This is a genomic window from Raineya sp. (assembly GCF_053497555.1).
Genome location: NZ_JBRCWE010000052.1, coordinates 21032 through 31900, shown reverse-complemented (window position 1 = coordinate 31900; position 10869 = coordinate 21032). Strand labels below are relative to the sequence as shown.

Annotated in this window: 13 protein-coding genes; 5 read left to right on the top strand and 8 right to left on the bottom strand. The window is 37.7% G+C overall.

Annotated features, from left to right (window positions below; translation table 11 throughout):
* Window positions 1-204: DnaB-like helicase N-terminal domain-containing protein (locus ACWITO_RS06880; protein WP_448529263.1), on the bottom strand; the 204-nt coding region annotated here is incomplete at its 3' end.
* A 125-nt stretch (window positions 205-329) separates the two neighbouring features.
* On the opposite strand from ACWITO_RS06880, the gene ACWITO_RS06875 reads away from it, so the two are divergent.
* Together ACWITO_RS06875 and ACWITO_RS06870 are read left to right on the top strand one after the other, a co-directional pair.
* Window positions 330-2042, top strand: coding sequence for an AAA family ATPase (locus ACWITO_RS06875; protein ID WP_448529262.1), 1713 nt, complete (start codon window positions 330-332; stop codon window positions 2040-2042).
* Window positions 2039-3058 carry an SPASM domain-containing protein gene (locus ACWITO_RS06870; RefSeq protein ID WP_448529261.1) on the top strand — a complete coding sequence of 340 codons (1020 nt, stop codon included), beginning with the start codon at window positions 2039-2041 and terminating at the stop codon, window positions 3056-3058. The genes ACWITO_RS06875 and ACWITO_RS06870 overlap by 4 nt, the downstream gene beginning before the upstream one ends.
* A 2-nt stretch (window positions 3059-3060) precedes the next feature.
* Here the strand turns inward: ACWITO_RS06870 and ACWITO_RS06865 are convergent, their stop codons facing one another.
* The 4 genes from ACWITO_RS06865 to ACWITO_RS06850 form a co-directional block, all read right to left on the bottom strand.
* Window positions 3061-4065 carry a bifunctional phosphoglucose/phosphomannose isomerase gene (locus ACWITO_RS06865; RefSeq protein WP_448529260.1) on the bottom strand — a complete coding sequence of 335 codons (1005 nt, stop codon included), beginning with the start codon at window positions 4063-4065 and terminating at the stop codon, window positions 3061-3063.
* Window positions 4066-4087: 22 nt separating this feature from the next.
* On the bottom strand, window positions 4088-5056 hold the full coding sequence (locus tag ACWITO_RS06860) for a GSCFA domain-containing protein (protein WP_448529259.1): 969 nt from the start codon (window positions 5054-5056) through the stop codon (window positions 4088-4090).
* 111 nt (window positions 5057-5167) lie between these two features.
* The gene (locus tag ACWITO_RS06855) at window positions 5168-5629 is read right to left on the bottom strand and encodes a nuclear transport factor 2 family protein (RefSeq protein ID WP_448529258.1); all 462 of its coding nucleotides are present in this window, start codon (window positions 5627-5629) and stop codon (window positions 5168-5170) included.
* 24 nt (window positions 5630-5653) lie between these two features.
* Entirely contained in the window at window positions 5654-6853 is a 1200-nt protein-coding gene (locus tag ACWITO_RS06850; RefSeq protein ID WP_448529257.1) for a murein hydrolase activator EnvC family protein, read from the bottom strand.
* Between the two features lie 122 nt (window positions 6854-6975).
* On the opposite strand from ACWITO_RS06850, the gene ACWITO_RS06845 reads away from it, so the two are divergent.
* From ACWITO_RS06845 to ACWITO_RS06835, 3 genes are read left to right on the top strand one after another with little or no spacing between them, the layout of a single operon-like run.
* Window positions 6976-7737 carry an RDD family protein gene (locus tag ACWITO_RS06845; RefSeq protein WP_448529256.1) on the top strand — a complete coding sequence of 254 codons (762 nt, stop codon included), beginning with the start codon at window positions 6976-6978 and terminating at the stop codon, window positions 7735-7737.
* On the top strand, window positions 7734-8123 hold the full coding sequence (locus tag ACWITO_RS06840; RefSeq protein WP_448529255.1) for a hypothetical protein: 390 nt from the start codon (window positions 7734-7736) through the stop codon (window positions 8121-8123). Before ACWITO_RS06845 ends, ACWITO_RS06840 begins: the two co-directional genes overlap by 4 nt.
* Complete coding sequence (locus tag ACWITO_RS06835) at window positions 8116-8871, top strand: geranylgeranylglyceryl/heptaprenylglyceryl phosphate synthase (protein WP_448529254.1); 756 nt, start codon at window positions 8116-8118, stop codon at window positions 8869-8871. Before ACWITO_RS06840 ends, ACWITO_RS06835 begins: the two co-directional genes overlap by 8 nt.
* 136 nt (window positions 8872-9007) lie before the next feature.
* On the opposite strand, the gene ACWITO_RS06830 is transcribed toward ACWITO_RS06835, so the two are convergent.
* From ACWITO_RS06830 to ACWITO_RS06820, 3 genes are all read right to left on the bottom strand, one after another.
* Complete coding sequence (locus ACWITO_RS06830; protein ID WP_448529253.1) at window positions 9008-9391, bottom strand: DUF983 domain-containing protein; 384 nt, start codon at window positions 9389-9391, stop codon at window positions 9008-9010.
* Window positions 9351-9593 (bottom strand): hypothetical protein, encoded by a 243-nt coding sequence (locus ACWITO_RS06825; RefSeq protein WP_448529252.1) that lies wholly within the window; start codon window positions 9591-9593, stop codon window positions 9351-9353. Before ACWITO_RS06825 ends, ACWITO_RS06830 begins: the two co-directional genes overlap by 41 nt.
* An 87-nt stretch (window positions 9594-9680) precedes the next feature.
* A complete protein-coding gene (locus tag ACWITO_RS06820; protein ID WP_448529251.1) occupies window positions 9681-10727 on the bottom strand; it encodes a DNA/RNA non-specific endonuclease in 1047 nt (348 codons plus the stop codon).
* Between the last annotated feature and the right edge of the window lie 142 nt (window positions 10728-10869).

Here is a 10869-nt window from a genome sequence, read left to right as displayed (position 1 = left end):
TTCCTGATTACGAGGGTCATAGAAGCAGTCAGCGTTCAGAATATCTGCTACCTCCATTATGGCATTTTTTTCAAGCATCAAAGCCCCTAAAACAATTTCTTCCACATTGCAAGCTTGTGGCGGAACTTTGCCAAAAGTATTCAAAGCGGCATTGATAGCGGGTTTTGCCTTTCGCAAACCTGCTTCTGTATTTTCTTTCTTCATAATTTTAAGATTAAGGATAACAAAAATAAGCCGTCTCCAAGACAAAGCGTGGCAGTATTCCAAAAAAGTTTTTGAAAAAATTGTAACTTGCACAAAAATAAATTCATAATGAAAGCCAAGAAAATATGAGTGTGTTTTTCCCCCTTGGCATAAGTAACTTTGCCGAATTATCGCAAGAAAATTTTGTTTATATTGATAAAACCCATTTCATTGAACTTTTAGAGCATAGTAAGCAGAAAAGGATAGTTTATCTGCGACCTCGCCGTTTTGGTAAAAGTTTATTTATTTCGCTACTAGAGCATTACTACGATTTACACCGCAAAGAGCAATTTCAAGAACTTTTTGGAAAATTTTATATTGGTAGAAAGCCCACGCCTTTGGCAAATCAGTTTCGGATTTTATTTTTCAATTTTAGTGCCATTGATACAACTACACAAGCCAATAGTTTCAGTGGCTTTTTAGATAAAATTAAGTTGCATATCCGTACTTTCAATAGGCGATACGCACTATTTAAGCAGGAAGAACTTACAGAAATTCTTGCACAAAGCAGTCCTGAAAAGGTAATGAATACCTTTTTTGCCTTATACCCTGAAAATTCAAATAAGATATATTTGCTCATAGACGAATACGACCACTTTACCAATGAAGTTTTGGTAAGAAATTTACAAGAGTTTATAGAAATAGTTTCGGCAAATGGCTATGTAAGAAAATTCTATGAGGCAATTAAAAACGCTACCCAACAAGGAATTGTAGATAGGTTTTTTATTACGGGGGTTTCGCCTATTACACTGGATAGCCTTACAAGTGGCTTCAATATCGTAACACACCTTACTCATCACAAAGATTTTGAAGCAATGATAGGCTTTACCGAAACAGAAGTAAAAAGTCTCTTGAAAATGGTTTTGAAAGACAAAAAGAGGCAATCCAAAATAATGCAAGATTTGCGGAATTATTACAATGGCTACAAGTTTTATGCAATGAGCCAAGAAAATATTTACAATTCAGATATGATTTTGTATTTCTTGGATTACTTCAAACGAGAGCAACAATATCCTTTGCAAATTTTAGACCCCAACATAATGCCCGATTATGGCAAATTGAAAAAACTCTTTGAAGTAGCTAACTGGCACGCTAACATCAAGGTTTTACAAGAAATTCTTGAAAATGGCAGTATTGCCAGTGAGCAGATTTATCAATTCAGTTTTGATAAAGGTTTTGGAAAAAAAGAATTTGTCAATTTTCTGTTTTACTTGGGAAATCTCACCATTAAGAAAACAGATGTTTCAGGAATGGTGATTTTTAGAATCCCTAATAAAATGATAGCAGAGCTTTATTGGCAATATTATGCCCAAGTTTTGCAAGAAACAGCTAATTTGCCATTTGAGGAGGATAATGTTGCCCCTGCCGTAAGAGAGATGGCTTTGAGTGGCAAAACGGATAGTTTCTTTTCCCTTATCCAAAAACTTTTGCAAAGCCTCTCTAATCGCGATTTTGTCCGCTTTGATGAAAAGCATATCAAGATGAGTATTATGGCTTATCTGATGCAAGCCAATATTTTTGATGTACGCAGTGAGCGAGAACTTGACGGAGGAAGTTATATTGATTTAGAATTGTACATCAAGCCCAATAATCCGTTCAAACATCATCAGTTTGCTATTGAGCTAAAATATCTAAAAAAAGAGCAGAAAAATCTTTTAGAACAAACCCAACAAGAAGCTCAAAAGCAAATTTTGACATATTACTATCAAGATAGCGTTTTGCAAAGTAAAGAAATGCTTCATTTGCTTTCAGTTGTAATTGTAAAAGATGAAATTTTCGTTCAGGAGGTTAAAATATGAATTCTTGGCAAGACACCCTCAACCTTATCAGCAAACTTTCTTTTCCAAAAGTTTGGAACGTTGCTAAAACGATAAGCAGTTATTATGTTTCAAGATTGCTGAAAAAGCCTATTCATTGGGGCTTACCTTATAGCATTTCTATTGAGCCAACAACGGCTTGTAATTTGCGTTGCCCTGAGTGCCCGAGTGGCTTACGGGCTTTTACACGCCCTACGGGTTTGCTTGAAAAGGAATTTTATCAGAAAACGATTGATGAACTCTCCTCACACCTGCTCTATCTGATTTTATACTTTCAGGGCGAACCCTATCTACACCCTCATTTTTTTGATTTGGTAACTTATGCTTCCCAAAAGAATATCTACACTGCAACTTCTACCAATGCCCATTATTTACACGAAAAAAATGCTCAAAAAACACTGGATAGCGGCTTAGATAGATTGATTATTTCTATTGATGGCACTACCCAAGAAACTTACGAGCAGTACAGAATAGGCGGAAGTTTGGAAAAAGTAATTCGTGGAACAGAAACGCTACTTGATTTACGTAAAAAAGGCAATTACCAAAAACCTTACACTATTTTTCAGTTTTTGGTGGTAAAGCCCAATGAACATCAAATTGAGGAAGTGAAGCATTTGGCAAAAAATTTAGGAGTTGATAAAGTAGCTTTCAAGACAGCCCAAATCTACGACTACGAAAACGGCTCTGCTCTTATGCCCTCCAATAGCAAGTACAGCCGCTATGCTTTGCAAAGTAATGGGAAATATGCTATCAAGAACCCACTGCTCAATCAATGTTGGCGAATGTGGCAGGGCTGTGTAATTACTTGGGACGGCAAAATTGTTCCCTGTTGTTTTGATAAAGATGCTTCGCACCAGCTTGGCAATTTGCAAGAAAAAACATTGCGAGAAATTTGGCAATCAGCGGCTTATCAAAACTTTCGCCAAAAACTGCTCATTTCTCGCAAAGAAATAGATATTTGTCAGAATTGCACCGAAGGTACAAAAGTATGGGCTTGAAGCTACCACGCTTCTTTGGCGAGTTCATTTTTCAGTTGGGTGATAATATCCACAGGAAAAGCATCTACCCCATTTTTTTCTGCAAGAAATAGCGATGCCCAATCAAAAACGTGTATCAGATACAAAGCCTGCTCTACAAAACTGGCTCCTTGTGCCTGAATGTTTTGCAAAACAGATGTTTTTGCTTTGAAAATTGGTTCGCATATATCCATACGTAAGCGTGTGCGAGGGTGGTCGTAAGTGGTTTTGATAAGCAAAACAGCAGTATTTTGGTAATGCTCTTTGCCCAACTGCCAACCAACGAGTTCATTATGGTTCATTTCAGGGAAAATGTGCGTATGACAAAGTTGTTTGGCATTTTCATTGATTTGCTGCTGAAAGCGTGTAATAACTGCCTGCAAGCGTGTATCGCTATAAATAAAAGGAATTTTGGTATAGCATAGCTCTGCAATCGCCTTCGCCTCTGCCTGAATTTGAGATTGTTTTTGCTCTAATAAATCGGTACTGGCAAGCAAATCAGCCTCAAAATCGTACCCAAGCAAGCCATAATGTTTGAGCAGATATAAGATTTGCACAAAAGAGTATCCCAAAAAGGCTCGGGGACAAGGGGCTTCGTTAGGGATTTGTACGTAATCGTAACCTTTTTCTTGGGCAATTTCAATCAATTTGCCCCCCGAACTAATACAGGCTATTTTGGCATCTTTTACTTGCGAAAGGGAAATGAGCGTTTCTTCGGTACTACCCGAAAAAGAAGAAGCAATAAAAAGTGTGTTTTTCCCTACAAATTTGGGTATATCATAATTTTTACCTACTATTAAAGGCACTTGCATAGCAGGCGAAACAATGCTTTCTACCAAGTTTCCGCCAATGCCCGAGCCTCCCAAACCTGCTACAAACACATTTTGAATTTCCTCGCTATGAGCAGTTGTACGAATATTTTTCCCAATTTCCACCGCTTTGCGGATTTGTGAGGCAAAGCCCTCTATGAGTTTTTGCATTGCAGACATAGACCAATTTTTTTGAGCAAAATTACACGAAATTTTCAATTTGTCTTTGCACTTCGGCAATTTCTTCGCCTACATCAAAGTTTTTTTGTATCGCTTGTAACTCTTGTAAAAGGTTTTTCAAGAATTTTTGATGAGCTTCTCCTTGGGGGTTGAAAGGTTTATGCTGAATTTTTTGTAAAATTTTTTGCCATTCGGCAAGTATTTTTTGGGTTTCGGTGGGCAAGAAAGTCTCCTGAAATTTTTGCCAAATATAGTTTTCGGCTTGCGGTGTAATATGCAGTAAATCGTCAGTATAGAACCTATAATCTCGCAAATCGTCCATTACAAGCTCAAAAGCAGGGAAATAATACACATTTTCGTATCTTTCTTGCAAATAGTGGCAAGCAAGTCGCAGAACAGATTTACTCACCGAGTTGAGCGGCAAGGTATCTTTCAGATGCCGTACAGGGCTGATAGTAAGAATCAGAGTTTTATCTTGTAAAATAGGAAAGGTTTGCTCAAAATCCGAGCATATTTCCTCTACGGCAAGCAGTCTTTTCCGAAAACAGGAAGCGGGCATTTTATGGCAGTTGGCAACTATATGTCCTTCATTTTCATACACCCAAGCAGTCCCAAAGGTGAGTATAAGCACCGAAGTTTGCGAAAAAAATTGAGTTATCTTGCTTACTTCTTCTCGGATACGCTGCCAGAGTTCTTCTTGACTTTCAGCTCGCAAAGCAGAATGGAAATCGTAATGAAGCCAGATTTTTTCAGGATTTTGGACACAAAATTTTTTCTGAGGCAGTTCCAAACCCGTACAAAAGCGTAGCAAACGCAAAATAGAAATCGGATTGTATATTGTACCAAATGGGTTGATAGCGGTTTGCCATTTATTTTCAGCAAGTTTTTTACCAATGGCATCGGCAAAACAAGAACCCAGAGTTAAAATCTGACTGGTATGGCTAAGAAAAGGATATTTTTCGGTAATTTGTAATTCTGTTCGCCACTGCATAAGTGAAAGCTATGAACTTATCTGATTTTTGAAGTAATTGTTTGCAAACTTGAAGTCAAAAGTCTTGAGTTGAAAGCAACCTTATCGCTTACGAATCCATACGCCAAAGAGTTACTTTTGTTTTTTACAAGGTTTCTTTCGGCGAGTATCCGTAACTTGAATAATTTTCCAAACACCTTCCTTTTCACGAAAAAGTTGGAAAGCATTTACTCCGCAGTGGCTAAAACGCTCACCCACAAAAAAACTGTACTCTGTCCATACACTTGCCAAGTTATCATCAATTTGGATATGATAGCTTTCAATTCTTTCGTTGTAAGGTTCAGGGTGAGGTGTTCCGATAGCCTTGATAAAGCCCTCGATGCTTTCTTCTTGTAAAGTAGCTTGCCCATTTTTATCAAAAGCAGTGGTATGCAGACGAGCCGAAGTATGAAAAACACTTCGTACCATAGCCGAATCTCCTTTTTTCATTCCTTCAAAAAGGCGTTCAATAGTATGCCGAACTGCCATTTTTTCTTTACTTCTTTGAGCAAAGCCATTTTGAGCAATGAGTAATAACAAAACCAACCAAGGCATAGATGTATAAGTTTGCTGAACGATTTATTTCTTGTAAAGCCACTTTTCGGGGTCTAACTTTTTATCATTTTTGTAAATGCAAAAAAGCACTTCGGGCGTGCCTTCAAAATTGGGCATAATTGTTCCTAAAACTTGCTGTGTGCTAATTTTTTCATTTTCTTTGACCGCTACATTATCCACAGGCTCGTAAATCGTAAAAAAATCGCCGTGATTTATCATAATACTGTACCCAGGTCCCATTCTTTCTCGTACCGCTTCTACCTTGCCCTCAAAAACAGCCTTAATTTTAGTACCTTGCTTTGCCTGAATTTTCACACCTGCATTATCTATGTAAAAATTAGCGATTACAGGGTGTTTTTGCTTGCCAAAACGTAAAGAAATAAACCCATTATCCACAGGCCAAGGCAAATTTCCTTTATTTTTGGAAAAAGAATTGGCGAGTTTGATATCCTCAGGGTTGGTAAGTACAATTTCTTTAGTTTCGCCGCCTCCTGTTTTCTTGATTTCGGCACGAATCACCGCAAGCGTTTGTTTTTCAAGCTCTTGCAACTCCTTTTTTTCTGCCAAATACTGCTGACGCAACTCTGCCTCTCGTTCTGCAAGTTCTCTGACAATCTCACTTTGTTGCTTTTGCAGGTTCAAAAGCTCTTGGTCTTCCTCTTGAAGGCTGGCAAGTGTAGTAGTTTTCTCTTCGCGTTGTTTGCGAACAATTTGATTTTGACTTTCCAAATATTCTTTGGTTTTCAAAATTTGCTCTAACTGCTTACGGCGAGCTATGGCATACTGCCTTACGAACTGGATACGTCTGTAAAATTCGTTGAAAGATTTTGCCGAAAGCACAAAAGTAAGTTGATTGTAACGATTACTGATTTTAGAGGCTTGGTAAATCATTCGGGCGTATTCTTTTTTCAGGTCGGAAAGGTCTTTTTCCAAACCTTCAATAATTTTTTCCGTATCGGAAATATCTTTTTCAATGAAAGAAATTTCTCGGCGAATAGCACTACGAATTTGCTCTCTCTGCTGAATTTGAGCATTGATAGCGTTCAGTTCGCCCAAAGAACGTTGTTTTTTGCTGGCAGCTTCTTCTAAAATTTTGTTGATTTCAGCAATATTTTTGAGTTTGGCATTTTTCTGCTCTTCCAATTGCTGTTTGCGTTGTTGAACTTGCCCCAAAACCATAGAGCAGAGCAGAAAAAGGATTGCTATCGTAAAAATTCGCTTCATTTGCCACAAAGTACAAAATTAAACGCTTAAAAATACAAAATTCTTGCTTGTGCAGAAAAAAAACTGCAAGCCCTTTTTTCTTTTTTCCAAGAAAAACTAATTTTGTATAAAATTCAGGTCTGATGAATACGCTACGCGTAGAAACTACACAAAACGTTTTTTTAGAATACAACCTTGCGGGGCTGGGTGAGCGAATTTTAGCTTTCTTGATAGATTTTTTTGTGATGTTTTTGTATGTTTGGCTATATGTGAAATTTTTAGAATACATTTTTAGAAACTGGTACTTGGAAGGAATCGTCAGCCTTACAACATTTTACCTCATTTATTTTTTCACGCTTATTTTGCCTCTTTCTACTTATACACTTGTGCAAGAAGTTTTTTTCAACGGACAAACTATCGGAAAAAAAATAATGCACATCAAAGTAGTTACGCGTAACGGCAGACAGCCCTCTCTTACGCAGTATGTGGTGCGTTGGCTTTTCAGAATGATAGACCTTTGGGCTACTTTGGGCATTTTGGGCATTATTGTAGCGGCTACCAACAAATACTATCAGCGTTTGGGCGACCTTGCCGCCGATACCTGCCTGATAAAACTTAAATCTGCTACCCAACTTAGCCAACAAGTGATTATTCCCGAATTTGATACACTCTACGAACCCAAATACCCCCAAGTGCTATTACTTTCCGATACAGATATAAACTACGTCAAAGAAGCTGTACTTTCTTATGAAAAGTTTGGAAACGAAGAAATTTTAGTTCCTTTTGTAAAAAAACTAAAAGAACTGCTCAATATACAAGATAGCAAATCAAATCATCATTCATTTTTAAGGCAAATTATTCGTGATTATACCTATTTAACTTCACAAGAAGAGGAAAAAGTATGACAGACAAAACGCAAAATCTTCAACAAGAGGCAGATTTATTGGAAGACGCCATTGCCGAAGAGATTGAAAATATCCAAGAAAAAATTTGGTATAAATTCAAGTTAGGGCTTTCGGTGGCTTTGGTAGGAATTGGTACTTTTTGGGTTCTCAAAAAATGGCTTGATTACCCTCTACGTCTGCAAGATTTCTACCCTTCGGATACCGACACCCCCACAGAAAGTACCGAACCCAGCAATGCCCCACAATCGCAAAAAGATTTGGATATTGTTGCAATGATTAAGCGAGAAATTGCTATGTTTCTTTTAGCCATTGCCAAACAAAAAATTTATGAACTTTTAGAAAAAATCAGAAACTACGAAAACGAACCCAGTTACGAAGATGAATAGGATTTTATCACTGCTTCAATCATTCAAAAATGAGCAAAAAAAGGCTTTTGCTTTGCTCATAGACCCCGACAATGTTGATGAACTGCAATGTATTGAACTCATTCATTTAGCCGAAACTGCCCAAGTAGATTTCCTTTTCGTTGGTGGAAGTTTGATTACAGGCAATAATTTGAGCCGAGTAGTAGAAATTGCTAAATCTATTTCTACTATTCCTGTGGTACTTTTTCCCGGAAGCAGTTTACACATTGATACCGAAGCCGATGCTATTTTATTTCTTTCGCTTATTTCGGGCAGAAACCCCGATTTTTTGATAGGACAACATATTTTAGCCGCTCCTATCCTCAAAAGAAGCCGTTTGGAGGTTTTACCCACAGGTTATATGCTTGTAGATACAGGCAAACAAACTACGGCTTCGTTTATGAGTGGCACTACTCCCATTCCTTATGATAAACCTGCCGTAGCCGCTTGTATTGCAATGGCAGGCGAAATGCTGGGCTTGCAACTCATTTACTTGGACGGCGGTAGCGGTGCCGAAAAGCCTATCTCTCCGCAAATGATTCAAGCCGTTCGCAAATCTGTGGATACACCTATTTTGGTAGGAGGAGGCATCAATACTGCTGAAAAAGCCTTACAGGCTATCAGGGCGGGGGCAGATGTGATTGTTGTAGGAAATGCTATTGAAAAAGACCCCACGCTGGTACTTGAAATAGCTCAAAGTGTAAAAAGTTTCTTGCCAAGCCTTTCTTGATTGAGAGCTTGCTAATTCAGAATACAAGCGATGATGTTGTTGTAAGCGGCATCATCGCTTGTCTCTATATTTTTATCGTATTTTTGCAATCAAAGGGTAAGCAACTAACCTCTAAACGCCTAATGTATGAGCCTATCTATCCCCTTTTTTCTTGAACTATATTAGGCTCGTACCTAAACCCTCCGAATATATGAATGAACAAAGATTTAGATAAACGCCAGTTGAGCGGTGCCAGCACTATGGTAGCCGTAATAATCGTGAGCCAATATACATACGTAGGTGGGTCGTTGAAAACAAAATATGCTCCAAAACCAAAAGTTACGAAAATTGCTACCGAAATAGCATAACTCACATACATTGCTCCCTGAAAAAAGTCAGGTTCTTTTTCATAGCGTACTCCACAAACAGGGCAATGCGAAAGGGGTTTGGGAAAAACTTTGCCCTTTTCAAATAAATCTCCTTGTCTGCAACGTGGGCATTTACATTCCAAAATTGCTTGAAGTTTGTTTTTTTCTCGCATTTTTTTGTTTTTTATAGTTTTTGTACCACAAATAACCAATCACTGCTATAAGCAAATACGGAAAAAATGCCATATACAGAATAGCACTATTGATAGCCCCTCCTGTATTGCTTTGCTCCGAAACCGATTTACACATTACACATTGGGCATAGCTTAGGTTTGCCAAAGCCCAAAACAAAAATACATAAATCAATTTTTTCATAAGTGCTATTTTGAAGTGTAACTAAAAAAATGCGAAAAAAGTTTCAAAGAGAGAATAAATATTCAAACTTAAATATTTTCACCGAGCTTACTCTGTTTCTTTTGAGTTTCTTTTGGATTTAGCAGGAGCAAACCATCCATCGGTAGCAGTAGAACTTTCAATTTTTTCTTCTAAATCATCGGGTAAAAGATGAAAGAAATCTAAACCTGTTTCTTTTTCTACTTCATCAATGCTCACTTGGTACTTGCGATAGTTTTCTTTTTTATTCTCATTGGGTACAATAAAAGCAATACCACGCTCTTCTTTAAGGCTCAAAATCACTTTATAGTAGGCTGGCGGTACTGAAATTTTATTTTTCTTACCAATTTTTTGCATATTTCCCTTGAAAACGGGTCCTGTTACAATATACAAATCACCTTTTTTTTCGCCCCAAAACCTTACTTTTTCTTCCAAAAGTCGCCAAGTTTCACGATTACAAAGGGGGTACTGCGGACTCATATTGCTCATAGCAAAAGTTTCACGCATCATTTGCTCATTACCTGTAAAATCTCCTGCGGGGGCTAAATGCCCTCTATCAAAGCCCGAACCTGCATAATCCATTGGTAAAGCCGAACCTGTACTTATTTTTCTATCAGGATAAAAAACTTCCTGACTGCGAGTTACATTTTTTTCTAAGTTTTTGGCTGTCATTTTGTAAGCCACCCAACGAGCCTGTTCGTGCTCTTCTACGTAGGCGAGTGTGAAATAGGTATGGCGTACAATTTCATCATTGTACGGTGATTTGGGTATTTCTAAATCCTCGTAATTGCCTTGCTTTTTAGCGGGCTTACCCGTTTGGGAAGCACTACCTTTTTGCTCCTTTTTTTCCTCTACAATTTCAAACTCTTGCTCAATTTTCTTTTGCTCTTGCTCTTTTTCAGAATCATTTTTTTTAGAAAAATACTCTACTTTCCACTCATAGAGTTTGGCAGTGAGTGTTTGATTGGGAAATGTTTTTTCAAAACGAGCAAAAATGTTTTTGAGTGTAGTATTGGGGACAAATATGTAAAATAGTAGCAAGCCTACTCCCCCAAAAATAAGTATCCGCCAAAAGTAAGTCTTCAGCTGTTGGAGTGTTTTTTTATTGAATTGCATACATTTTAGTGGTTCAGTGATTTCAGTTGAAATGCTTGGCTTTCAAGAGTTTGGGTAATTATTTACGTTCAAAAAGTTCAAGAGTTTGGGGTACTCAGTCTAAAATCCAATGTCCTAAAAATCTTGTTTCCTGCATCTTGCT